Annotated in this window: 24 protein-coding genes and 1 tRNA gene; 9 read left to right on the plus strand and 16 right to left on the minus strand. The window is 61.6% G+C overall.

All coding sequences use genetic code 11. From position 1 onward, the window contains the following. Positions 1-6 precede the first annotated feature (6 nt). Positions 7-1,470: a serralysin family metalloprotease gene (locus PspR32_RS18635; RefSeq protein WP_159389004.1), complete on the minus strand. Its 1,464-nt coding sequence runs from the start codon at positions 1,468-1,470 to the stop codon at positions 7-9. A 460-nt stretch (positions 1,471-1,930) separates the two neighbouring features. Between PspR32_RS18635 and PspR32_RS18640 the strand changes: the two genes are divergently transcribed. Next, entirely contained in the window at positions 1,931-2,311 is a 381-nt protein-coding gene (locus PspR32_RS18640; RefSeq protein WP_010226328.1) for a hypothetical protein, read from the plus strand. 223 nt (positions 2,312-2,534) lie between these two features. After that, positions 2,535-4,691, plus strand: coding sequence for a TonB-dependent siderophore receptor (locus PspR32_RS18645; protein WP_159389005.1), 2,157 nt, complete (start codon positions 2,535-2,537; stop codon positions 4,689-4,691). Positions 4,692-4,865: 174 nt separating this feature from the next. Here PspR32_RS18645 and PspR32_RS18650 read toward each other — a convergent pair whose 3' ends face one another. Next, a complete protein-coding gene (locus PspR32_RS18650; RefSeq protein ID WP_010226332.1) occupies positions 4,866-5,381 on the minus strand; it encodes a DUF6630 family protein in 516 nt (171 codons plus the stop codon). Positions 5,382-5,452: 71 nt separating this feature from the next. Then, positions 5,453-5,542, minus strand: a tRNA-Ser gene (locus tag PspR32_RS18655). A 290-nt stretch (positions 5,543-5,832) separates the two neighbouring features. Between PspR32_RS18655 and PspR32_RS18660 the strand changes: the two genes are divergently transcribed. The 3 genes from PspR32_RS18660 to PspR32_RS18670 all read left to right on the plus strand — a co-directional run bounded on the left by PspR32_RS18660 (position 5,833) and on the right by PspR32_RS18670 (position 8,404). Then, entirely contained in the window at positions 5,833-6,522 is a 690-nt protein-coding gene (locus PspR32_RS18660; RefSeq protein ID WP_010226334.1) for a crotonase/enoyl-CoA hydratase family protein, read from the plus strand. 122 nt (positions 6,523-6,644) lie between these two features. Continuing rightward, the gene (locus tag PspR32_RS18665; protein ID WP_159389006.1) at positions 6,645-7,367 is read left to right on the plus strand and encodes a lysophospholipid acyltransferase family protein; all 723 of its coding nucleotides are present in this window, start codon (positions 6,645-6,647) and stop codon (positions 7,365-7,367) included. Positions 7,368-7,432: 65 nt separating this feature from the next. Further along, positions 7,433-8,404 (plus strand): magnesium and cobalt transport protein CorA, encoded by a 972-nt coding sequence (locus tag PspR32_RS18670; RefSeq protein WP_010226338.1) that lies wholly within the window; start codon positions 7,433-7,435, stop codon positions 8,402-8,404. Positions 8,405-8,413: 9 nt separating this feature from the next. On the opposite strand, the gene PspR32_RS18675 is transcribed toward PspR32_RS18670, so the two are convergent. Further along, the gene (locus tag PspR32_RS18675; RefSeq protein WP_010226339.1) at positions 8,414-9,142 is read right to left on the minus strand and encodes an amidotransferase; all 729 of its coding nucleotides are present in this window, start codon (positions 9,140-9,142) and stop codon (positions 8,414-8,416) included. A gap of 549 nt (positions 9,143-9,691) precedes the next feature. Between PspR32_RS18675 and PspR32_RS18680 the strand changes: the two genes are divergently transcribed. Beyond that, positions 9,692-10,492 carry a cytochrome c gene (locus PspR32_RS18680; RefSeq protein ID WP_159389007.1) on the plus strand — a complete coding sequence of 267 codons (801 nt, stop codon included), beginning with the start codon at positions 9,692-9,694 and terminating at the stop codon, positions 10,490-10,492. A gap of 3 nt (positions 10,493-10,495) precedes the next feature. Here PspR32_RS18680 and PspR32_RS18685 read toward each other — a convergent pair whose 3' ends face one another. The 7 genes from PspR32_RS18685 to PspR32_RS18715 all read right to left on the minus strand — a co-directional run bounded on the left by PspR32_RS18685 (position 10,496) and on the right by PspR32_RS18715 (position 18,240). Further along, positions 10,496-11,293 carry a transglutaminase family protein gene (locus PspR32_RS18685; protein ID WP_010226342.1) on the minus strand — a complete coding sequence of 266 codons (798 nt, stop codon included), beginning with the start codon at positions 11,291-11,293 and terminating at the stop codon, positions 10,496-10,498. Next, a complete protein-coding gene (locus PspR32_RS18690; protein WP_010226344.1) occupies positions 11,290-12,240 on the minus strand; it encodes an alpha-E domain-containing protein in 951 nt (316 codons plus the stop codon). Before PspR32_RS18690 ends, PspR32_RS18685 begins: the two co-directional genes overlap by 4 nt. Positions 12,241-12,243: 3 nt before the next feature. Beyond that, positions 12,244-13,653, minus strand: coding sequence for a circularly permuted type 2 ATP-grasp protein (locus PspR32_RS18695; protein WP_159389008.1), 1,410 nt, complete (start codon positions 13,651-13,653; stop codon positions 12,244-12,246). Between the two features lie 210 nt (positions 13,654-13,863). Beyond that, positions 13,864-14,196, minus strand: a complete 333-nt coding sequence (locus PspR32_RS18700) for a ribonuclease E inhibitor RraB (RefSeq protein ID WP_010226349.1) — start codon at positions 14,194-14,196, stop codon at positions 13,864-13,866. A 186-nt stretch (positions 14,197-14,382) separates the two neighbouring features. Further along, on the minus strand, positions 14,383-14,619 hold the full coding sequence (locus tag PspR32_RS18705; protein WP_010226352.1) for a hypothetical protein: 237 nt from the start codon (positions 14,617-14,619) through the stop codon (positions 14,383-14,385). Between the two features lie 73 nt (positions 14,620-14,692). After that, on the minus strand, positions 14,693-16,027 hold the full coding sequence (locus PspR32_RS18710) for a T6SS immunity protein Tli4 family protein (protein ID WP_159389009.1): 1,335 nt from the start codon (positions 16,025-16,027) through the stop codon (positions 14,693-14,695). A 128-nt stretch (positions 16,028-16,155) separates the two neighbouring features. Beyond that, positions 16,156-18,240 (minus strand): LTA synthase family protein, encoded by a 2,085-nt coding sequence (locus PspR32_RS18715; protein WP_159389010.1) that lies wholly within the window; start codon positions 18,238-18,240, stop codon positions 16,156-16,158. A gap of 185 nt (positions 18,241-18,425) precedes the next feature. Here PspR32_RS18715 and PspR32_RS18720 point away from each other — a divergent pair, with 185 nt between their 5' ends. Then, a complete protein-coding gene (locus tag PspR32_RS18720) occupies positions 18,426-18,899 on the plus strand; it encodes a methylated-DNA--[protein]-cysteine S-methyltransferase (RefSeq protein ID WP_159389011.1) in 474 nt (157 codons plus the stop codon). Positions 18,900-18,942: 43 nt separating this feature from the next. On the opposite strand, the gene PspR32_RS18725 is transcribed toward PspR32_RS18720, so the two are convergent. Next, on the minus strand, positions 18,943-19,134 hold the full coding sequence (locus PspR32_RS18725) for a PLDc N-terminal domain-containing protein (protein ID WP_010226359.1): 192 nt from the start codon (positions 19,132-19,134) through the stop codon (positions 18,943-18,945). Positions 19,135-19,261: 127 nt separating this feature from the next. Between PspR32_RS18725 and PspR32_RS18730 the strand changes: the two genes are divergently transcribed. After that, complete coding sequence (locus tag PspR32_RS18730; RefSeq protein ID WP_026001503.1) at positions 19,262-20,203, plus strand: ZIP family metal transporter; 942 nt, start codon at positions 19,262-19,264, stop codon at positions 20,201-20,203. Here PspR32_RS18730 and PspR32_RS18735 read toward each other — a convergent pair. Both PspR32_RS18735 and PspR32_RS18740 read right to left on the minus strand, forming a co-directional pair. Beyond that, complete coding sequence (locus PspR32_RS18735; protein ID WP_010226361.1) at positions 20,200-20,730, minus strand: hypothetical protein; 531 nt, start codon at positions 20,728-20,730, stop codon at positions 20,200-20,202. The two genes, PspR32_RS18730 and PspR32_RS18735, sit on opposite strands and share 4 nt — an antisense overlap. 59 nt (positions 20,731-20,789) lie before the next feature. After that, entirely contained in the window at positions 20,790-21,314 is a 525-nt protein-coding gene (locus PspR32_RS18740) for an ankyrin repeat domain-containing protein (RefSeq protein WP_010226362.1), read from the minus strand. A 274-nt stretch (positions 21,315-21,588) separates the two neighbouring features. Here PspR32_RS18740 and PspR32_RS18745 point away from each other — a divergent pair, with 274 nt between their 5' ends. After that, positions 21,589-21,861, plus strand: coding sequence for a DUF3509 domain-containing protein (locus tag PspR32_RS18745; protein WP_010226363.1), 273 nt, complete (start codon positions 21,589-21,591; stop codon positions 21,859-21,861). A 77-nt stretch (positions 21,862-21,938) separates the two neighbouring features. Here the strand turns inward: PspR32_RS18745 and PspR32_RS18750 are convergent, their stop codons facing one another. Together PspR32_RS18750 and PspR32_RS18755 are read right to left on the minus strand one after the other, a co-directional pair. Then, complete coding sequence (locus tag PspR32_RS18750; RefSeq protein ID WP_100782066.1) at positions 21,939-22,457, minus strand: 1,2-dihydroxy-3-keto-5-methylthiopentene dioxygenase; 519 nt, start codon at positions 22,455-22,457, stop codon at positions 21,939-21,941. 43 nt (positions 22,458-22,500) lie between these two features. Beyond that, positions 22,501-23,649 carry an MFS transporter gene (locus tag PspR32_RS18755; RefSeq protein WP_159389012.1) on the minus strand — a complete coding sequence of 383 codons (1,149 nt, stop codon included), beginning with the start codon at positions 23,647-23,649 and terminating at the stop codon, positions 22,501-22,503. Positions 23,650-23,678 lie beyond the last annotated feature (29 nt).

Below are 23,678 nucleotides of genomic sequence, written 5' to 3' on the forward strand. Positions count from 1 at the left end.
CTGTTGTCAGACCACGATATCCGTGGCGACCGCCTGACCTACGGTGGTCACCAGGAAATCAGACAGGCTGTTGCCGGTGATGTCGATCGACAGGCTACCGAGGTTGCTGGCCTGATCGAAGCTCAGTACCGCCTCGCCGGCATGACCGGTGAAGGCATCAACGAACTGCAGTGGCAGCTTGTTGACGGCAAAGGCCGAGATGGCCGACAGGTCGATCTTGTCCTGACCGCTGACAAAATCCATGATCCGGTCAGGATTGCTCGGGGTCGAATCGCTGCTGGCAGCGAAGATGAAGGTGTCGGAACCGGCACCACCCCAGAGTTTGTCGCCACCGCCGCCGCCGTAGATGATGTCGTTGCCGGCACCACCCTTGAGCTCGTTGGCCACGGCGTTGCCGATCAGCAGGTCGTTGCCCGAGCCGCCGATGGCATTCTCGACGATGGCACCCTTGGCAATGGAAATATTGCCAATCATGCCGCCGACATCAGAGAACGACGCGTCATTGAGGTTGATCTTCTGGTTTTGGGTAAAACCGGAGAAGTCCAGGGTGTCGTTGCCGCCGCCGTCCCACACCGAAAAGACGACTTTCGACGAGGCCGAGGTGGCCGAGTAGAAGTCGCGGTCAGCGGTGGAGTTGAAGCCGTACACGGTGTCGCCGGAGCGGGTCGCGTAGTTGGCGCCATACAGCTTCTGGATTGCCGCGATGTCATCCATCAGCGGTGCCGAGGAGTACACCTGCACGCCGCCCTTGGTGAAGTTCTGGTTGGTGTTGCTCTCGCCCCAATAGCTCATGACGCTGTAGCCACGGGTGTCCTGACCGTAGAAAGCATCGGCGTAGGTCGGGTAGCCTTCCCCGGCGTTGTAGTCGCCCGGGTGAGACAAGCCCAGCACGTGGCCGATTTCGTGGGTCAGGGTCTGACGCCCGTAGTTGCCGTTTTCCGGGTTGACGTTGGCCTGGTACTGGCTGTTGATCAGGTACCAGGATTCACCCTTGTGCGAGCCTGGCCGGTCAAATGGCAGGTAGGCAAATGCCGCACCGCCGCTGCTGCCATCGCTGTAGTTGCCGAAGGTCATGTGACCGTCGCCACCTGTCGCGGCCTCCTTGAAGGTGACCTTGGCCACGTCTGCCCAGGACTGCATGGACAGTTTGGCCTGAGCCTTCTGCTGGGCGGAAAAGGCGCTGAACGAGCCCAGTTCCTGACTGTCGAAGCCAGCAGGCGCCTTGGTCAGGAAGGTATAGGTCAGGTTGATGGTGCCGTCCTTGTTCAGGTCTTTCCAGGCAGCGCCGTCACGCAGCAACTGGGTAGCGGCCTGGTCGACCGAGAACGAAGGTTTGCCATTCACTGTCGCACTGCCGCCGCGATCATATTGATGGCCGAAACTATTGATCAGGCTGTAAGCGGAACTTGCACCGTGCGGTTGCAATACAGAGCCAGCTGAAACAATAGCGCTTTCTTTGACTTTCGACATACAGACACTTCCTTGTTTACAAAAAAGCAGTTGTTGTCCGACAGGACGCTCCCGCGGCGAGATCGTCCTATCACTCGCCTGAATGAGGCGGGGAAAAACTGACACACCAGGAATTGAACTGTCCAGCTTTTTTTGACGCCAATTTTCATTAACCCAAGTTGTTTATTGTCCTACAATTTTAAAACCCTTGATTTAGCTTAGCGGCATCAATTTGCGCAAACGGCGATATATCGACTCCACTAAAAAAGCGAGCGACAGACGAAAACCGAGCAGGAGGCTTTAGTTGCGAATCCGAACTTTAATTATAAGAATGCGACATGCCGTTATAACTCGTGGGCCCAGAACCTTTACTTTTTTGTGACAACTAGAAGAGTACCCTCCGTCGCCTGACCATTGACTTGTGCCGTGCGCTGGCGCTGAGTAGGGATTGGTCAATAGCCCTTTCAACCTGGACGCCACTATGACAAGACTCACGGTTCAATCCGGCGATTTCTTGCAAGGTGAAGGCGAGTACCGCAATGGATCGCTCACACTCAAGACCGCCCGTAGCCCTTCACCCGGCGAGAAAATCGCCCTTACCCGCATTACCGACCTGGTCGTTGCCAATCAGGAGTCCAGCCGCAGCCTGAGCAGTGCCCTTGGCTGGGGTGTGGCCGGCGCCCTGGTGGCCGGCCCGGTTGGCCTGATCGCCGGCCTGTGGTTAGGCGGCAAGGAAGAGGAGGTGACCTTCCTCGCAACCTTCAAGGATGGTCGCAAGCTGATGGCCATCACCGACAAGAAAACCTGGTCGAAAATCGACGGTAATTGGCGGCGCCATTCCCAGACCGCAGCAAACGGTTGAAGCCGCGCGACGCCCGCTCGTTCATGGCAGTAGCAGCCGATTGAAAACAGGGGCGCCGCCAGCCGGTTGCCCCTGCTAAGATTGCGTCCCCGCCTGCCCGGCGCAATACCGGCAGGCTATCAATGCCTGGGCCCACGCCCCTCTACCTACTGGGCAAAAAACCCTTTCGGACTGCAGCCGATCAATAACGGCGCGTCCGCGTTCGCCGTCAAGGAGCTCCTGCATGACCCTGCCCCGCCCTCGCCTGCCCTTGCGCCTGCTCGGCCTGAGCCTGGCCCTGCCAGCCACGCACAGCCTGGCTCAGGACAGCATTACCTTGGCCCCGGTGCAGGTGTCCGAGGCCTACAGCGAGGGCTATCAGGCCCGCGAAGCGGCCGTCGGCGGCTTCCAGTCGGCACCATTGCTGGACACCCCGGCGTCGATTGCGGTGTTCAGCGAGCAACTGCTGGCTGATCGTCAGGTGCGCACACTCAGCGAAGTCCTGCAAAGCGATGCTTCGGTGGGTGAAAGCTATGCCCCGATCGGCTACTACGAAAACTTCAACGTGCGCGGTTTTGAGCTCAATGCCGCCAGCAGCTACAGGATCAACGGCCAGACCATCGCCGGCGAGCAGAACGTGGCCCTGGAGAACAAACAGCAGGTCGAGTTGCTCAAGGGCCTGTCGGGCTTGCAGAGCGGCGTGTCGGAACCCGGCGGGCTGATCAATTACGTGACCAAGCGAGCGCAAGATGTGCGTTCGGTGACAGTGTCGAGCAACGAGCAGGGTGAACGCTACATCGCCACCGACCTGGGCGACTGGTTCGGCAGCGAGCGCCAGTTCGGCCTGCGCACCAACCTGGCCCATGAAGATATCCGCTCCTACGTCGACCATGCCGACGGCAAGCGCGACTTCGCCTCCCTGGCCTTCGACTGGCAAATCAACCCCGACGCGGTGCTGCAACTGGACGCCGAATACCAGCAGCGCGAACAGCGCTCGGTGCCGGGTTATCAGCTACTGGGCGGCAACAGCCTGCCCCACGGTATCGACCCGCATGACCGCCTGGCCTATCAGCACTGGGCCAACCCGGTGACAATCGATTCGCTGAACCTTGGCGGGCGCTTCGAGTATCGCTTCAGTGACAACTGGACGGGCAGCCTCAGCGCCTCGCGCAGCAAGGTGGTGATCGATGACTACAGTTCGTTTGCCTGGGGCTGCTATGGCGCGCCCAGTTGCGCCGAATCCAGCGTACCGAACTATTTCAGCCCGCAAGGCGACTACGACATCTATGATTTCCGCAGCCCGGACGACACACGCCGTATCGACGAAGCCCAAGCGCTGCTGAACGGGCGTTTCGAGCTGGCCGGGCTGGGCCATGAGTTGACGGTCGGCAGCAGCGCACAGCGGCGCACCCTCGATCAACGACCGACGTTCAACTATCCGATTACCAGCGGCAACATCTACCAGCCAACCCCTGCACTGGAGCCGTTCGATGGCTCGCCAGGGCACTCCGAGCGGCGTCTGGACAGCCGTCAATACGGTGTTTTTGTCAGTGACCGGATCACTTTCAACGAGCAGTGGCAGACCCAACTGGGCGCTCGCGTGGTGCGCCTGGACGAAAGAGCCTTCGATGAAGCCGGCAACGATCGCCGCCATACCCGCCAGTACGAGCTGCTGCCCAACGCAGCGCTGATCTACAAACCACGTGCTGATATCTCGCTGTACACCAGCTTCAGCAAAGGCCTTTCAGCAGGCAGCGCGGCGCCATGGTTTGCCCAGAACAACCAGGACATCCTCGCCCCGACCACCTCGCAGCAGATCGAGCTGGGCATCAAGCGCGACTGGCAACGCCTGAGCCTGAGCGCAGCGCTGTTCCAGCTGCGCCAGGCCTATCAGTATTCGCAACCTGATGGCGCCGGACATTTCACCTATGTGCAGCAAGGCCAGCAGAAGAACATCGGCCTGGAGCTGGGCGCCAGCGGCTGGCTGACTTCCAACTTGCAGATCAATGCCAGTGCCGCGGCGATTCGCGCGCGGGTCAAGAACAGCGGCACGGCTGACTACGAAGACCATCAGGCGCTGAACGTACCGAACTTGCGTGCCGCGGTGCAGGCTGACTACAGCCTGCCAATCCCGGGCCTGGCCGTGCTCGGCGGCGCGCGCTACAGCGCCAGCAAGTACGCCAATCAGGCCGGTACGGTGGAAGTCGGCAGCTATGCGGTGTTCGATCTGGGGAGCCGCTACAGCACCAAGGTTGGCGGCTACGACACAGTACTGCGGCTGATGGTGGATAACGTCTTCGACAAACGCTACTGGCGCGATGCCGGGGAGTACCTGGGGGATGGTTATCTGTTTCAGGGTGCGCCGCGCACCGCACGGGTTTCGGCTTCTGTGAGTTTCTGAGGGCCTCATCGCGGGTCAAGCCCGCTCCCACAATGAATCTGTGTACGCCGCCGGACCTGTGGGAGCTGGACTTGCCAGCGATCGAGCGCGAAGCGGTCGTAATCCAGGCAGCACCTGATGTGCTGACTGCACTGGCCCCATCGCTGGCAAGCCAGCTCCCACCAAGCACCGCCGTCAGAACGGCTCGCTACCCTCGCGAATTTCCACTTCCAACACCTCGCCCAACGCAACCAGCTGCGCCGCCACGTCCCTGGTGGTGATGAAGCCACTGTAGCAGTCACTGTCGGTGGACCAGTTCCACAGCACCAGGCCCTGCTTGTGCAGTTCGTCGTGGGCCGTGACCATCAGCTCGGGCACCGTGGTGTCGTCGAGGAAGTCTTCATCCTCCGCGTCTTCGACACCGAAAGTGACTTCGGCATCCCGCGCCTCGGCCAGCTGTTGCACGCTCTGTACAAACGACTCGGTGTCTTTCCAGTCGACGAAGAACACCGACTCCCAGTCAGCCACATCCTTGACGATATACATCAGTTGCTGCGGATCGTCCTCGAATTCCTCGACGTCGTCTTCATCCAGCTCGACCTCGCGCAGGGCCTGGACATGCTGGCTGGCCATTGCCGCCGACGGACTGATCAGGGTCAGCAATTGTTCAGCGGCAAGGATCTGGGCCTTGGTAAAACATTCTTTGAGCATCTGAAACATCCTTTTTCATGGGCAAAACAAAAAGCCCCCGGCCTTGTTCAGGTCGGGGGCTTTTCTAGATGTGGCGGTGAAGAAGGGATTCGAACCCTTGATACAGTTTCCTGTATACACACTTTCCAGGCGTGCTCCTTCAGCCACTCGGACACTTCACCGGTTCTCGCCAAGCAGTTCAGCCTGTCGAGGCGCGCTAATGTAGTCGAAAGAGGTTCTAATGGCAAAGGTTTTTTTCAGAATATTCATGTGCTTAAGCCATTTAATCGAAAAAACACGGCACACAGGGCAAAGCCGCCATTCTCTGGCGTGCTTCGGCAGCCCGGTTTACCGCGCTCCCGTCAGGACAAGCACGTGGGCCGGGACGCTGACCGGTCAGTCAGTCACAGCGCTTTACCTCGGGCACTTGCCTGAGTAACGTCTGCCCCACTCCCCCTTAAGGAACCCTGTGATGAGTGAGCTGATTACCTACCACCTCGAAGACGGCATTGCGACCCTGACCCTGAACAACGGCAAGGTCAACGCCATCTCGCCTGACGTCATCAAGGCGTTCAATGCCGCCCTCGACCAGGCCGTGCAGGACCGCGCGGTGGTAATCATCACCGGCCAGCCAGGCATTCTCTCCGGCGGCTACGACCTGAAAGTCATGACCGCCGGCCCCAAAGAGGCCGTCAGCCTGGTGACCGCCGGCTCCACCCTGGCCCGGCGCATGCTCTCGCACCCGTTTCCGATCATCGTTGCCTGCCCGGGCCACGCGGTGGCCAAAGGCGCCTTCCTGCTGCTCTCGGCCGACTACCGCATCGGTGTCGAAGGCCCGTTCAGCATCGGCCTTAATGAAGTGCAGATCGGCATGACCATGCACCACGCCGGTATCGAACTGGCCCGGGATCGCCTGCGCCGCTCGGCGTTCCACCGGTCGGTGATCAACGCCGAGATGTTCGACCCGGCCAGCGCCGTCGACGCCGGCTTCCTCGACAAGGTAGTGCCGGTCGAACAGCTGCAGGAAGCTGCGCTGACGGCAGCCCGCCAGTTGAAGAAGATCAACATGAACGCCCACAAGCACACCAAGCTCAAGGTGCGCAAAGCACTGTTCGAGATCCTCGACGACGCGATCATCCGCGACCAGGAACACCTGGGCTGACCCCCTACCAAGGCCTGATTGCGATTATTCGCGCAATCGGGCCTGCCCCGCGCCAATGAGCGTTTGCCGATAGAAGTGCACACCCGTACACTGCGCCGCGTTTGCCTGGTGTGAGTCGTACGATGCTTTTTATTATCCGCATGTTCCTGTTGGGGCTGCATTTTCTCCTGGCCGGTGTTCTCGGTGTGCTGGTTGGCCTGTGCCGACCGTTCAACCCGGACAACAGCCGAATCTGTGCACGCCTTTATGGGCTGCCTGCCACCTGGCTGATGCGCCTTGAGATCAAGGCCGAGGTCGGCCCGCTGTTCGATCAGCCGCCGGGCTGCGTGATCATCGCCAACCACCAGTCCAACTACGACCTGTTCGTGCTGGGTCATGTGGTGCCGCGGCGCACCGTGTGCATCGGCAAGAAGAGCCTGAAGTGGATTCCCCTGTTCGGCCAGTTGTTCTGGCTGGGCGGCAACGTGCTGGTCGATCGCGGCAATGCCTACCAGGCGCGCCGGGCAATCCAGACCACCACCCGCACCCTGAGCGAAGACGACACCTCGATCTGGGTGTTCCCCGAAGGCACGCGCAATGCCGGCGAGCACCTGATCACCTTCAAGAAAGGTGCCTTTCACATGGCCGTAGAAGCCGGCGTGCCGATCGTGCCCGTATGCGTCAGCCGCTATGCCTGCCGCCTGAGCCTCAACGGCTGGCGCCGCAGCAAGGTGATCATCCGCTCACTGCCCCCCATCGCTACCAGTGGCCTGACCCAGCAGGATGTACCGGCGCTGGCCGAGCAATGCCGCGTGCAGATGCAGCACTGTATCGATCGCATGGAAGGCGAGCTGGCCCTGGCGTGAACAGTTGCCGAATTGTGCCAGTCAGACCAAGCTACTGGCACGGTTAACAGAAGAAGCGGACAACCATGGGTCGAGTCGTTGCAGCGGCGGTGTACAGCGCCGGCAGAAAGGTCACCAACATCAGCCTGGACGAAGGCAGCCAATGGGCGAGCAAGCCCGGGCATTTTGTCTGGATTGGCCTGGAAGAGCCCGATGCCCAGGAGCTGGCCAATCTGCAGCGCCAGTTCAACCTGCATGAGCTGGCCATCGAAGACGCACTGGAAAAACACAGCCGGCCCAAGCTGGAAACCTTCGGTGACGCCCTGTTCATCGTCACGTACTCGCCTGTGCGCCATGAAGGCAAGCTGGAGTTCATCGAGACGCATATCTTCGCCGGCAATGGCTACATCATCACCGCGCGCAACGGTCATTCGAAGTCCTATGCCCTGGTGCGCCAGCGTTGTGAGGCCCGCCCGCTGCTGCTGGAGCACGGCGAGGACTTCGTGCTCTACGCCCTGCTCGACTTCGTGACCGAAAACTACCAGCCGGTCAGCGAAGCCATTCATGGCGAGATCGAGGAACTGGAGCGCAGCGTGCTCAGCGGCTCGCTCAAGGAAGAAGACATCCAGCGCATCCACAGCCTGCGCCGCGACATCCTGCGCCTGCGCCGCTACGTGGCGCCAATGGTCGAAGTCAGCGAAGAACTGCAGCGCCTGACCTTCCCCTTTATCGACAAGAACATGCGCCCGTATTTTCGCGATGTGCAGATCCACGTCACCCGGCAGATGGAAGACCTGGCCGGGATTCGCGATATCGCCAGCCAGACCATCGAAATCGGCATGCTGCTGGAGTCCTCGCGCCAGAGCATCGTGCAGCGCAAGTTTGCCGCCTGGGCGGCGATCCTGGCGTTCCCCACCGCAGTGGCGGGGATTTACGGGATGAACTTTCAGAACATGCCGGAACTGAGCTGGCACTACGGCTACTTTGCCGTGCTGGGCGGGATCGCCGTGGGCTGCACGGCGTTGTATGCCAGCTTCAAGCGCTCCGGCTGGCTGTAACGGCAGGCCTCAGTTCGAGCTGCCCTGAGGTTTGTGCGCGACAAAACGCATCATCCATTCGGCCACCGTACTGCCGTGATGCTCATGCACCAGGCTGTCGATACCCTTGTGGTACACCTCCTGGCCGAGGCTGTCCTGGCGCAACTCAAGCAGCGCCCGCGAATAGTCGTGGATGAACTCCGGGTGGCCCTGGAAGCACAGCACCTGATCGCCGATGTGGTAGGCCGCGTTCGGGCAGAAATCGCTGGAGGCAATCACCGTGGCGTTTTCCGGCAGGCGCGTGACCTGGTCCTGATGGCTGATCAGCAAGGTCAGTTCTTCGACCTGCGGGCTGATCCACGGCGCCTTGGCGTTCATCACATAGCGGTGGGTACCCACCCCCCAGCCCTGGTGCGCGCGCTCGCTCTTGCCACCCAGCAGTAGCGCCAGCAACTGATGACCGAAACACACGCCAAGCAATTTGTCGCCACGCTGGTAGCGGTCCAGCAGGAACGCCTTGAGCTTCTGAATCCACGGATCATCACCGAACGAGTCGGCCTTGCTGCCAGTGACCAGGTAGGCATCGAACACCTGGTCTTCATCGGGATACTCGTCGTTCAACACGTTGTAGACGCGAAACTCGGCGGCGATTGGCTGGCGGGAGAACAGCTGCTCGAACATCCGTCCGTAGCCCTGATACTGCTCGACCAGCTCGGGTCGCAGGACGTCGGTTTCCAGGATGCAGATGCGTAGCGACATATAAATAGTCCTGAACGACAAAGGCGGGATTGCCCCGTAAAGCCTGCCCCGAATAAGGCGCGCAGGCAAGTATGATGCTCGGACGAACGGTCACGATCTGTGGATCCACTCACTAAAGGCACGCAAGTGTCTAGCAAGGGGAATGCTGATGGATGGCCAAAGGCCTCATAGCAAAAACTGCACGTAACTGTTTAAGTACAGATTAAAGCGTTCTAAAACACGGGTGACGTTGACCCTAAGGTTAGCTGTATACCCATTAGCAACAGTTCGCGTCTTAATGGTTTCACAGCGTTAAATGATGTTCGCCAGATCGATGACAAGGAAGCCTCTGGGCACTCAGGAATAACAACAAAAAGGCGGTCAGCCATGTTCAAACAACACAAAGTACGTCAAGCCGGGCTCATCCTCTTCGCCACTACGCTGCTGTTGATCCTGCCGAACCTTTCGCGCCTGTTCGGCTGAGCGACATGCCCTCTTCCCTGGGTTTGTGCCTGGCACAAGCCGCTTGTGTGCAGGTAATCTGCCGACCCTGATGGTTGGAGAGTGCCCATGCGCCAGTGCTTTACCTTGCTCATTGCCCTGCTCTGCCTGCCCTTGCAGGCGGCACAACTGACCCTGGACCTGGGTAATGGCAGTCGCCCTTGGCAGAGCGCCGAGCTGCTCAAACACCCGCTGGTGCAGGACATCCAGATCGACAACGATGTTTCCTACAAGAAAACCATGCACTACCGCGCGGTGCCGCTGGCTGCGCTCCTGCAGGGCGTACGGGCTGATGATCACCTGCAGGCCGTAGCCCTGGATGGTTTTGCTGCCGAGATGCCGGCTGCGCCTTTGCTCAAGGACGGCCCTGCCCGAGCCTGGCTAGCCATTGAAGACCCGGCCAAGCCCTGGCCACCCCTGGCCAAAAGCAAAACCAGCGCCGGGCCTTTCTATCTGGTCTGGACCGACCCGCAAGCCGGGCGCATCAGCCCGGAGCAGTGGCCGTTCCAGGTCGCCAGCATTCGCCGTCTGGCGACGGTGGCCGAGCGGTTCCCAGCCATGCGCCCGGCACCGGGGTTGGCCGCCGATGATCCGATCAACCAAGGCTTTGCCGTGTTCCAGAAAAACTGCCTGGCGTGTCATCGCCTCAACGCTGCCGGTGACGCCCAGTTCGGCCCGGACCTGAACCTGCCGCACAACCCCACCGAATACTTCCAGGCCGACTATCTGCGGCGCTATATCCGCGACCCGCAAAGCCTGCGCCAATGGCCCCAGGCGAAAATGCCCGGGTTTACCGAAACGGTCATCAACGACAGTGAGCTGGACGCACTGCTTGCGTACCTGCGCCACATGGTCACGCGCAAACCCTGAAGCTCACTGCTGCTGGGCGTTGAGGGCCGGAGTCACCAGCACCTTGGCGTGCATCTGCTCGAAACCGCCACCCCGGCGCATGCCGCGTACCGGGCAGGCATCCAGGTAGTCCAGGCCCACGGCCAGCTTCAGGTGCCGTTCGGGCCGGGCCAATTGGTTGGTGACATCGAAGCTGTACCAGGCATCCTCAAGCCAGGCTTCGGCCCAGGCGTGGCTGGCCATCTGCTGGCTGTCGCTGTCGAACAGGTACCCGGACACGTAGCGCGCCGGCACGCCCAGGCTGCGCGCGCACGCCAGGAAGGCATGGGTATGGTCCTGGCAAACCCCGGCCCCACCGGCAAACGCCTGAGCCGCGCTGGTGTCGACGGCGGTGCTGCCCGGCCGGTAGGCCATGCGCTGGTTCAGGGCGTTCATCAGCTCGATCAACGCCGAGCGGTCACGCCGCTTGCGGCATTGCTGGCTGGCGAAGGCGCGCAACGCATCATCCGCTTCGGTGAGGCGGGTGAAGCGCAGGAACGGCAGCGGTGATTGCAGCTCGTGCTCGGTTTCACGGCTTTCATCGATGTCGACCAGGCCGCGGGCGCCGATGACCAGGTCCGCATGCGGCTCCTCCAGGCTCAGCACATGCAGGATGTTGCCGAACGGGTCCAGTTGCGCCCGCACCGGCCGCGGCAGGTCCAGCTGCCAGCTGAGCACCTGCTGGCGTTCGCTGTCGTGCGGGGTCAAGCGCAGGTACTGGATGCTCGAGCGCACCAGCTCTTCGTAGTGGTAGGCGGTTTCGTGGCTAATGGTCAGTCTCATACAGCCTCCAGGTAGGCACTGTGAATGGCATTGCCCAGTTCACGCACCAGCGGAATGTAATGGGTCAACCAGGGGTGCAGGCCCTCGGCAAGGATTTCATCGATCGAGGTGTAGCGCAGGCGTGCGTCCACCTCGGCGGCCAGGCGCTGGGCCGGGCGGCCGTTGCCACCGGGCAGGCTGGCGAGGATCTGGTCGATCTCTTCGGTGCAGGCTCGCAGCGAGCGCGGTACATCGGCGCGCAACAGCAGCAGCTCGGCGACATGGCGGGCAGCCGGGGCGTCACGGTAGATTTCGGTGTAGGCCTCGAATGACGACAGCGCGCGCAGCAAGGCGCTCCATTGGTAATAGCCGCGCGCCGAGCTGTCGCTGACCGCCTCGGCCTCGTCGCCGAGCATCTCGTAGCGGGCATCGAGCAGGCGCAGGGTGTTGTCGGCGCGCTCGATGAAGGTGCCCAGGCGAATGAAGCGAAAGGCGTCGTTGCGCATGATGGTGCCGTAGGTAGCACCACGGAACAGGTGCGAGCGCTCCTTGATCCACTCGCAGAAACGGCTCATGCCGTAGCGCCCCAGGCCCTGCTCGGCGATGCCACGAATCTCCAGCCAGGTGGCGTTGATGTTTTCCCACATGTCGGCGGTGATCCGCCCACGAACCGCATGGGCACTGGCCCGCGCCGCGCCGAGGCAACTGTAAATGCTTGCCGGGTTTTCCGGGTCCAGGGCAAAGAAGTGCAGCAGGCGCTCGGCATGCAACTGGCCGTGGCGCTCCAGGTAATCGTCGAGAGTACCGGTGATCAACAGCGGCATGGCCATTTCATCCAGGCCGTCACCGCGGCCATCCTGCGGCATCAGCGACAGCGAATAACTGACATCAAGCATCCGCGCGAGGTTTTCCGCGCGCTCCAGGTAACGTGACATCCAGTACAAATCGGAGGCAGTTCTACTCAACATGGCTTAATCCTCGACCACCCAGGTGTCCTTGGTACCGCCGCCCTGGGACGAATTGACCACCAGTGAGCCTTCACGCAGGGCAACCCGGGTCAGGCCGCCAGGCACCACCCGGGTCTCGCGCCCGGACAGCACGAAAGGCCGCAAGTCGATATGCCGCGGGGCAATGCCGTTGTCGACAAAGGTCGGGCAAGTCGACAGCGACAGCGTTGGCTGGGCGATGTAGGCCGCCGGCCAGGCCTTGATCCGTGCGGCAAACGCCTCGATCTCGGCGCGGGTCGCTGCCGGCCCGACCAGCATGCCGTAGCCACCGGAGCCCTGGGTTTCCTTGACCACCAGCTCCGGCAAATGCGCAAGCACGTGGGAAAGCTCTTCAGGCTTGCGGCACTGCCAGGTCGGCACGTTCTTCAGGATCGGCTCCTCATCGAGGTAAAAACGGATCATGTCGGTGACATAGGGGTAGATCGACTTGTCGTCGGCAACGCCGGTGCCAATCGCATTGGCCAGCACCACGTTGCCGCAGCGATAGGCGGCCAGCAGCCCGGGCACGCCGAGCATCGAATCGGGATTGAACGCCAGGGGGTCGAGGAAGGCATCGTCCAGGCGCCGGTAGATCACATCCACCGCCTTGGGGCCGTCGGTGGTACGCATGAACACCCGCTCGTCACGCACGAACAGGTCGGCGCCCTCGACCAGTTCGACGCCCATCTCGCGGGCGAGGAAGGCGTGTTCGAAGAACGCACTATTGAAACGCCCGGGCGTCAGCACCACCACGCTGGGGTTATCCAGCGGGCTTGAGCTCTTGAGGGTATCGAGCAACAGGTTAGGGTAATGATCGATGGGGGCGATGCGCTGGGCGGCGAACAGCTCGGGAAACAGGCGCATCATCATCTTGCGGTCTTCGAGCATGTAGCTGACGCCGCTGGGAGTGCGCAGGTTGTCTTCGAGCACGTAGTAGCTGCCGTCGCTGTCGCGCACCAGGTCGACCCCGCAAATGTGCGAATAGAGGTCGCGGTGCAGGTCCAGGCCTTGCATCGCCAGTTGGTACTGGTCGTTGGCCAGGACCTGCTCGGCCGGGATGATCCCGGCGCGAATGATGCGCTGGTCGTGGTACAGGTCAGCCAGAAACAGGTTCAACGCCTTGACCCGCTGAATGCAGCCCCGCTCCACCACCCGCCATTCACTGGCGGGAATACTGCGCGGAATCGTATCGAAGGGAATCAGCCGCTCGGTGCCCTGCTCGTCGCCATAGAGGGTGAAGGTGATGCCGGCGCGGTGGAACAGCAGGTCGGCTTCACGTCGACGCTGGGCCAGCAGCTCCGGCGGGGTTTCGGCCAGCCAGCGGGCGAACGCCCGGTAATGCGGACGGACCAGACCGTCAGCGGCGTACATTTCGTCATAAAAGGTGCGGATCATGCCGAACTCCTTGTCACCCGTGCACCCGAGCCATCGCAAGCCCCGTGCCAGCGGCATAATTCCTTGTTTTTCAATAGCTTGTACTTTGACAAAAGGACGATCGCACCAGATCTGTGCAAGCGTTCCGGTTGCGTTGGCAGCAACGCTTCATTGCGAAGCGCTGATCAGCCCGTACCGGGCGGCAACAGCCGCCCTCGCCGGGCCCTGGATTCAAGCCAGTTGACGCTCCTGCTTGACTCCCCAGCCTTCAATCTCACCGCCCAATGGCGCGATGACCGCTTCGAAATCCTGTTCGAATTCGCCGATACCGCCATAGGTTGCAAACATCACCTTGCTCAGCTCCAGGTGCCAGGCGCCATCATCGCGCTCATGTACCTGGGCACTGAGTGATTCGCCGCGAAACTTTCCTGCCGCTCGCCGCGCCCGTGCCTCGTCCGGAAATACCGCATAAAACTCGATGGGATGAATCTGGGCGAAGTTGAACCCCCCTTCTTTCATCCGACGCAAGACCGTGCTGCTGATGTCCTCGTATTGGCTGCTCATGAATCGTCCTCCTCATTACCGATGGATAGACTTTCAGTGCAAAACGCACCTGCCCGCCACACAAGACGTGCGGGGGCAATTCGAGCTGTTGCGTGACGTGGATCGGCAAGCCCGGACAATCAGAAACAATCGCCCGACCTTGTCTGCAGCGTAGCGCCTGATTGCCGGGCGTGCCAGCCAACGGGCTCAGGGTGCTTCAGTGATGGCAGTGATCTCCACGCCGTTCTGCTCTTTGAGCCATTTGGCGGTCGGCGAGGGTTCGCGGTCCTGGAAATCATTGAGGTCCAGTTCGCCCAGGACCGGAAACAGATGGGTACGAATCAGCCGCGCAGCCTCTTCGATGCTCGGCTCAAGCTCTGCGGTGAAAGGCAGCGAGGTACGTTCGCCCTTCTGATCAACAAAAGTAATGACCCAGTCTTTCATTGGACGCTCCTCTGTACCGATGTTCGGGGTGAATCTGGCCTACCTACCGTTGACCTCGCCGCGGGGTGGTTGTTCAGTCGACTTGCGGCTCAAAGCGATGGCCGCCCGGCAGCGCACGTATGCTTTGCAGCGTGCGCAGAAACTCGTCCCTGGAGGGCTCGAACTGCAGCGGCGGCTCGGAGTGTTCATCGGTCACTCCCAGTACCACGGTGGGCTGGTAGCCGGAGCTCAAGGCGCCAGCGACCATCCTGAACGTTTCAGTGGCTGCCGGCTTCAAACTGTCGGGCTCATAGACGCGAAAGCGTGCACCGCCGAACCGGCCCTTGGCGGCCCCGATCCGCACGCTTGAGGGCCCGAACTTATCGACGCTGATCTGCAGCGGAAACGGATTGGCGATCAGTCGATCCAGCAGCATCGGCACCATCTCGACGGCCTTGTCGCTGTCACTGCTCATGCTCAGGCGGTGCAACAGGTTCGGGTTGTCTGCGGGGTTGAAGCCCAGAGTGATGGCATGGCGCGGTGTGCCATCGTCTGCGATGAAGCCGAAGGGCACACAGAAGCCGTTGTCCTGGGGAATTTCGTATTGCTTGCGGATGCGGAACGCGGCCAGCACAGCGCGCGCCCTGGGCTCCAGCCGGGCCAGCGCCGCGGTGTCTGTCGCGGTATTGGCGCCACTGTAGAATTTGAATCGGTAGATGCGTTGATCGCGCCACAGGTAGGCAGTCAGATTGCCTTCATACCAGTTTGTAGAGGCGTCCGGCACACCCAGCTCGATAAAGCGCTCATGCTCGTACTCTACATCGGTCGGCCATTGCGCCTGCTCCTCGAAGAAGGCATCACGCTCGACCTGCAGCTTCGCCACCGACCGCCCCTCGCCAGTAAATTGCTTGATCATGTCGTCAAGCACTACCAGTTGCGAATTCACATAGCCTATGCGCTGGAGCTTTTCACGCAAGTCGTAGTACTGATCACTCAGTGCCCTGTAGCGCGTTTCATCGTCACGGCTCGCAGAGATGGCGGCATCCAGCGTCTCCATCTGCGCCTTCACCACCCGCTCCTGCGCCGGGCCACGGGTGAGGCTCTGCACATAGCGGATCTGCTCGTAGAGTGCACGGGTGGTCAACGGGCTGACCTCGATGTCGACCAGAAAGGGCAGCTCGCCAGTCAACCCTTCGCCGTAGGCAATCTGCTTGTCCCCAGGGGTGATCGTGGGGTCGGGGAGCTCGAAATTGTAGTACTGCCAGTAGCCACTGGAGGTGTGCCAGGCAATGTCCTTGGGCACATCGAACTGCACCCGGCCCATGCATTCGGTACGCCAGCCGGGGGGCGTCTGGTAATCCGCCGGTGCAACATCGGCCAGCGCCCACAGTGAATGGCACAGGCAGGCAAACAACACGAACACGCGCACGTAAAAATCCTTTTTTGATGGGCGCCGTTGCAGCCCCCGCTTCCTCAAGCGCGCGATTTGAGCACCCATGGCCCAGAAAGCCAAGACCCCGGCAAGCCGGGGTCCTGTTTACAGCGCTAGCAACGACGTTATTCCGGGGTGCCGTGCACTACACCAGCGGTGTTGTCCAGCAAGCTCTTGGTCGCCGTCTGGATGAACGACTCGAGCTTGTGGGTCAGGTCCTTCTGGTCCGGGGCTTCGATCAGCTCAGCCTTGAAGTTGGCACCGAGCTCGTAGCGGTACATGCGTGGCGACATGTCCTTGGACTCGATCAGGATCCGGTCGCCCTTGACCAGCCCGACGATCTGCTCGCTGCCCGATGGCTTGATCATGCCGAAGCCCTGGTCACCGGCTGGCAGGTTGAGCAGGTCACGGCCCCAGCACTGGTGACGGGTTTCGCCGCCCAGGCGGCCCATGATGGTCGGCACGATGTCGATCTGGGTACCCACGGTGTGGTTGACCGCACCGAACTTGTCCTGGATACCCGGGGCGATCAGCAGCAGCGGCACGTTGAAGCGCCCCAGGTCCATCTCGGTGACCTGCTGGTGGTTGCCGAAGCCATGGTCGCCGACGATGACAAACAGGGTTTGCTTGAAGTAAGGCTCCTTGCGCGCCTTCTCGAAGAACTGGCCCAAGGCCCAGTCGGAGTAGCGCATGGCGGTCAGGTGCTCGTCCAGGCGGCCCTGGCCTGTGACCTTCTCGACCGGCAAATCCTTGGGCAGTGCATACGGCGTGTGGTTGGACAGGGTCTGCAGCAGCGCGTAGATCGGCTTCTTGCCATCGTGCTTGGCCAGCTCTTCGTTACCGCGGTCGAACATGTCCTGGTCGGACACGCCCCAGGTCGGGTCGGAGAACACCGGATTGACGAAGTCGTTACGGCCGATGAAGGTGGTCATGCCCTGGTTGCCGAAGAACCCGGACTGGTTGTCCCAGGCAAAGTCGCCGTTGTAGACGTAGACGTCGTCGTAGTCACGGGCACTGAGCAGCGCCGGCAGGCCCGACAGCTTGTGGCCGCCTTCCGGGGTCTGCATCAGGTACTCGAAGCCCGGCAGGTTCGGGTAGCAGGCCATGGTGGCGAACATGCCCTGGTGGGTGTGGGTGCCGTTGGAGAAGAAGCGGTCGAACAGCACGCCCTCTTTCGCCAGTTTGTCGAAGTACGGGGTGATGTTGTTCGGGCTGCCCAGGGCGCCTACCGAATGACCGGCGAAGCTCTCCATGAGGATCACCACGACGTTCTTGATCGGCAGGGTGTTGTCCGCTGGCGGGGTGAAATCACGGCGCACCGCGGCGCTGTCGGCATCGACCAGCTTGTCGTTGGCGGTCAGTAGCATGTCACGCACGGCCTGGGTAGCCAGGCCCTGCTCGATGGTCGACTTCCAGATGTTGGCGCGGTCCTCGCCGAAACGGCTCTTGGCCGCATCGATCAGGGTCAGGGTGCCGTTCAGGCCCAACTGGTTGACGAAGTTCGAGTCGGTGGTGAAAGCGTCGCCCCAACGCATTGGCGGGCCCTGGCGCAGGGTGCCGCGAGCAGCGATGACCGCCACCAGCAAGACCATGAAGAACACCACGCCGCGCACATACCAAGGTGCTACGCTACGCTTGCCAGCGACCTGGCTTTCATACACGCCATCGGGCCGGGTAAGGCGGTCGATGCCCTTGAACAGCAGGCTCAGCAGCCAGGTGCCAAAGGCCCAGGCCAGCAGGTAGCGCACTACCGGGAAGCCGTACCAGAGCATGCTCAGCACGGTTTTCGGGTCTTCCTTGACGTACTGGAACACCAGGCCGTTGAGGCGCTGGTGGAACTCGCGATAGAAATCCATCTCCATCAGGCCGAGGAACATGACGATGCTCGAGGCGATGGTCAGCCAGGCACGGAACAGGCCGCGTGCGGCCATGGCCCGGGCACTGAGGATGGCCAGCAGCAGCGGGATGCTCAGGTACACCGCGACCCGCAGGTCGAAACGCAGACCGTTGAAGAAGCCCTCGGCTACAGTCGACATCGGCGTGTCGCCGATCATGTCATTGTTATAGGCCAGCAGGGCCAGGCGGACCAGACTGAGCATCAGCATGATCACCAGACCGCACAGCAGGGTGTAGGCCAGGTGCGATTTCAGCGTCGGTTGCAACGGGCGCGACGCAGCCCGCTGTTGACTCAAGGCGTCCGTGGTAGCCATGAATTGGAAGATCCCTAGGGTTCAGGTTCGAGGAAGGCGGTAAAACGAATCGGCAAATGTGCCCTAAACGCGAGCACGTTGCACGGCCATTCGGCGATTGGATAATTGCGCGAGCAAATTGTCGGCAATCGATTGTGAAAATTTCGTAATAGAATCAGTGTTATCCGCATCGAGATCATTACGCCATGTTTTATCGCTACCTCCCAAGCCCGCTTGGCCCGCTGCTACTGGCAGGCGATGAACAGGGCCTGCGCATGCTGCACATGGATGCCGCCCAGCCCTGGGAACTGGCCGAAGACTGGCAGCCGGCCACTCGCCAGCTGGACGATGTGGCACGCCAGCTCGACGAGTACTTTGCCCGTAAGCGCGAACATTTCGAAGTGCGCCTGGCGGCCCACGGCAAGCCATTTCAGCGCCAGGTGTGGCAGGCCCTGCAGCGCATTCCCTATGGCACCACCTGCAGCTACGGCGAGCTTGCCCAGGCCATTGGCAAGCCGAAATCGGTGCGGGCAGTGGGCACCGCCAATGGCGCCAACCCGATCGCGATCATTGTGCCCTGCCATCGGGTGATCGGCAGCAATGGCACCCTCACCGGGTTTGCCGGGGGGATCGAGCGCAAGCAGATCTTGCTGGAACTGGAGGGGACCTGGTTGATCTGAAAATTATCGCGGGGCAGGAGCCGGCTTGCCCCGCGATAGCGGACTATAGCCGCACATTGCCCCGCGGCCCGGCGATCGCCCAGATGATCAGGCCCAGCACAGGCAACAGCAGAATCAGCAGCACCCAGAGAATCTTGACGCCGCCACTGACACCGCTCTTGATCACATTGATGATCGCCCAGATGTCCAGGGCCAGAATGATCAGCCCAACCACGCTATTGAAGGTAGACCCCATGGTATTGCTCCCATGATCACGCCTGCCCTCAGGATAGCTGGCTATCAGCCCGATAGAGGCGAATCGTTCGCCGCAGCCCAGCAGCGCTGGTTACACTCGGTTCATTGAATTGCAGCCAGAGGTCCCTATGCCACCCGCCCACAGCCACAGCAGCCCTGCCCCCGCGCCACTATGGAGCGCCTGGATACAACAGGCACAAAGCAGCCCGTGGCTCAGCGCAGGCTTGGGTTTGAGCCTGCTGGCGGTGCTCGGCCTGCTGGTCGCCAGTGCCTGGAACGCTGTGCAAGGCGAGCACCAGCAAAACCTGCACATGGCCATGCTCGGTGGCCTTGCCGGCTTTGCCGCTACCGCCCTGGGTGCGGTCATGGCCGTGGTGCTGCGCGAGATCAGCGCGCGAACGCAGGATGTCATGCTCGGCTTTGCCGCCGGCATGATGCTCGCTGCCAGCTCGTTCTCGCTGATTCTGCCCGGCCTCGACGCGGCCCGTGGGATCACCGGCAATGGCCCTTACGCGGCATTGACGGTGGTCGTCGGCATGGGCCTGGGCGTGCTGCTGATGCTCGGTCTCGACCGTTTTACCCCGCACGAACACGAGAGCACCGGCCCCTGCGGCCCACAGGCCGAGCGGATCAACCGGGTGTGGCTGTTCGTGCTGGCGATCACCCTGCACAACCTGCCCGAGGGCATGGCCATCGGCGTCAGTTTTGCCAACGGCGACCTCAATGTCGGCCTGCCGCTGACCAGCGCCATCGCCATCCAGGACATTCCCGAAGGCCTGGCCGTGGCCCTGGCGCTGCGCGCAACCGGCCTTTCGACCTTCAAGGCGGCATTGGTGGCGATCGGCTCGGGCCTGATGGAACCCTTGGGTGCCGTGATCGGTCTGGGCATCTCCAGCGGTTTTGCTATCGCCTACCCGGTGAGCATGGGCCTGGCGGCCGGGGCGATGATCTTCGTGGTGTCCCACGAAGTGATCCCGGAAACCCACCGCAACGGCCACCAGACCTCGGCAACCCTGGGCCTGATGGGCGGCTTTGCGGTGATGATGTTCCTCGATACCGCCCTCGGTTAAACGTGCACGGCAACCCGTAGCGCTTCCAGAGCCGGCGCTGCGGCAATGCCGACCTCGGCGCACAGTTCCAGCACCCGTGGCAGCTCGTCGTTGCCGACCAGCACCATCTGCAGCTCGTCATCGAGCAACTGGCTGAAGTTCATCAGCACGTAGCCGCCAGCTTCCTTGTTCATCGCGCCCATCTGCACCTGGATGCGGTTGAGCGCGGTCAGCGGCTCGACCTTGGCCAACTGCTTGGGCTTGAGGTTGAACGGCACGCTCTTGTCGAAGGAGTCGACGATCTGGGCAAACAGGTCCTGGTAGGTATCGGCCTGGAACAGCACGGTATCGGGCAGGCTGCCGACCACAATCCATTCACCCAGCGGGATCGGGAAGCTGTCGTCGTAGTTGATGTCCGGGTTGGCGGCGAGGAACGCCTGCGGGTCGGCATAGGCCTGGGCGGCTTCGTCGGCGATGCGCGCGATGTCTTCCTCGCGCATGCAGCCAGCGCTGATTTTGCCGATGAGTTCGACCAGTTGGGATTTCATGTGGGGGCCCTGCGACGGTAAAAAAGTCGCCAAGGATAGCCGCAAAAGGCCCCGGGGGGTTAGCCGAGCAGCTTGAGCAACTGCTCGCTGGTCTCAGGGGCACCCATGGTTTGCGCCGCGCCCAGGGCATCGCTGCCACGGGCGTCACGGTGGCGCGGGTTAGCGCCCTTGCCCAGCAGGTAATCGACGATGACCGTGCGGTTGAACATCGCCGCCATCATCAGCGCCGTACGCCCATCGGCAGACGTCCCATCGACCTCGGCGCCTTTATCCACCAGCAACTGGACCATCTCCAGGTGGCCCTTGAAAGCGGCGCCGGCGATGGGCAATTGGCCCTTGTCATTGGCAATCTGCGGGTCGGCACCGTGCTCGAGCAGCACTGTAACGGCCTGCAGATGCCCGTGATAGCTGGCAAGCATCAGCAAGGTATCGCCATTGCCATTGCGCAGGTTCACCGGCAGGCCATTTTCCAGCAAGCGCCCGAGCATCACCGCGTCGCCCTTGCGCGCCCGGTCGAACACTTCTTCGGCGAACGCTGCCGCCTCGTCATCGTTCATCGGCGTGGGGCTACGTTGGTCAGACATGGGGAACCTCCTGGCTATCGGAAAGGCCCAAGTCTTTGTCAGCGAGCACGCCGGGTCAACGGTGGATAACTCATGGCCATGACAGAAGAAATCTATTGGCCAGGGCAGCACTGCAAAATGCACTGTGCAAAATGCACGACCGTGCAGAGTGCACGATAGCGCTCTTCGACATAAATTATAACTTATTGATTTATAACGATTTTATCTCAAAGAAAAGCTGGCACAGTCACTGCACCAGTCACTCCATGTCTGCCACTAACAGTCAGGAGCTGATATGGACCTCATCCAGGAAAAATTCGCCTCGGTATTCTCCGCCTACGACGTCACCACTCAGGCGCGCCCCGACGGTGGAATTCTGCTGACCCTGCGGGCAGCGGACGGCACCCAGACCCAGCGCTCGATTTCTTATGCCCAACTGCACAGCGCCGAACAGCTGTCGTGGGCGATCAGTGCGATTCGCCGCGACCTGGCCGGTCAGGCCAGTGAGTTGCCAGTGATTTCAAATTTGCAGAGCCAGCAGCGGTTTGCCTTGCCGACTTATCGGTAAGCATGGAGATCGCATCGCGGGGCAAGCCCGCTCCTACAAGTCTGTGTAGGAGCGGGCTTGCCCCGCGATGCGATCACTCAGTCATCAAGCCGAGGAAAGTCTGCAGCAATCTTGTCGCCAGTAAAGTTGGCAACCGAACCCTGTGCCTGGTTAAACACCCGGATCGCCACAAACCGCGGCTCCTCGCCCAGATCGAGCCAATGCCGAACCCCCGCCGGCACGCCGATCAGGTCGCCCTTCTCGCACAACACCGCATAGATGTAATCCTCGATCCGCAGGCTGAACAGCCCGCGCCCGGCGGCGAAAAAGCGCAGTTGATCTTCGTCGCAGGTATGCTCGGCAAGCAAGCGGGCGTCCGCTTCGCGGGTTACCTCGACACCGGCATAGCCCTTCTCGGCCTTCAGCGCGTCGATACTGGCTTGATAAGCGCCGATCACATCCTGATCGCTGGCCCCCGCCTGAATGGGCGCGGCGGCCTGCCAACGCTCGAAACGCACGCCCTGCTCGGCCAGGGTCGCGGCAATGTCTTCAAGATGAGTCAAGACTTTGTTGGGAATATCCGGGGTGGACTGGTGATACACGGTCAGGCTGCTCATCAGGGCAACTCCTTACTACCGGCCAATGGTTCACGGCCAAGGCTCATGCCCTGTCCTCTTTCATTCGAAGTGCAATGATAACGGCTGCGGCCAGGGCCGCGACGCTGGCAATACTAAAGGTGGTAGCCGGCCCCAGCAGGTTCCAGCTGTACCCCGAACACAAGGCGCCCAAGGCGCCGCCCGTGCCGGCGAGCGCTGCATACAGCGCCTGGCCCTGGCCTTGCTGGCGGGCGCCGAAACTGCGTTGCACGAAGGCGATGGCGGCCGCGTGAAAACTGCCGAAGGTGGCTGCGTGCAGGACCTGGGCAAGCAGCAGTACGCCCAGGTGCTCGGCAAAGTTGCCCAGCAACACCCAGCGCACGGCCGCCAGGGCAAAACTGGCCAGCAGCACCCGGCGCAGCGAGACCCGCGCCAGGATCCAGCTCATGGCCAGGAACATCAGCACCTCGGCCACCACCCCCAGGGCCCAGAGCATGCCGATGGTGCCGCGACTGTAACCCAGGTGCTCAAGGTGCAGGGTCAGGAAGGTGTAATACGGGCCATGGCTAAGCTGCATGAGTGCCACGCACAGGTAAAACGCGGCAACACCCGGGCTTGCCAGTTGCCTGAGAAAGCCGCCGCCGGCCGCACGCTCATTCTGCCCCGGCGGCTGGGCATTGGGTACCCAGAGGCTGGCCACGACGATACCGGCCATGACGACCACCAAGGCAACCGGGTAGATATCCAGGCTAAGCCAGTCGAACAATCGGCCAAGGCCGACCACGGTGAGGATGAAGCCGATCGAGCCCCACAGACGGATCTGGCTGTAGCGTGCGGTCTGCCCTTGCAGGTGGGCCAGGGTGATGACCTCGAACTGTGGCAGTACCGCATGCCAGAAGAACGCATGCAGGGCCATCACCAGCGCCAGCCAGGCGTAGCTTTTGCCGAAGAAGATCAACGAAAAGGTCGCCAGGGTCGACAAGGCGCCCAGGCGCACGATCAGCAAGCGCTGGCCACTGCGGTCGCCCAGCCAGCCCCACAGGTTGGGGGCCACGCAGCGCATCAGCATGGGGATGGCCACCAGCTCGCCGATGCGCGCACTGGAAAAACCCAGGTGATCGAAATACAACGCCAGAAACGGCGCTGTCGAGCCGAGCAAGGCGAAGTAAAAGAGGTAGAAACTGGACAGCCGCCAGTAGGGAATCGGCGCCACGGCTCAGCGAGCCGCGGCGCGATTGGCAG

The sequence above is a fragment of the Pseudomonas sp. R32 genome (assembly GCF_009866705.1).
GTDB classification, from domain to species: domain Bacteria; phylum Pseudomonadota; class Gammaproteobacteria; order Pseudomonadales; family Pseudomonadaceae; genus Aquipseudomonas; species Aquipseudomonas donghuensis.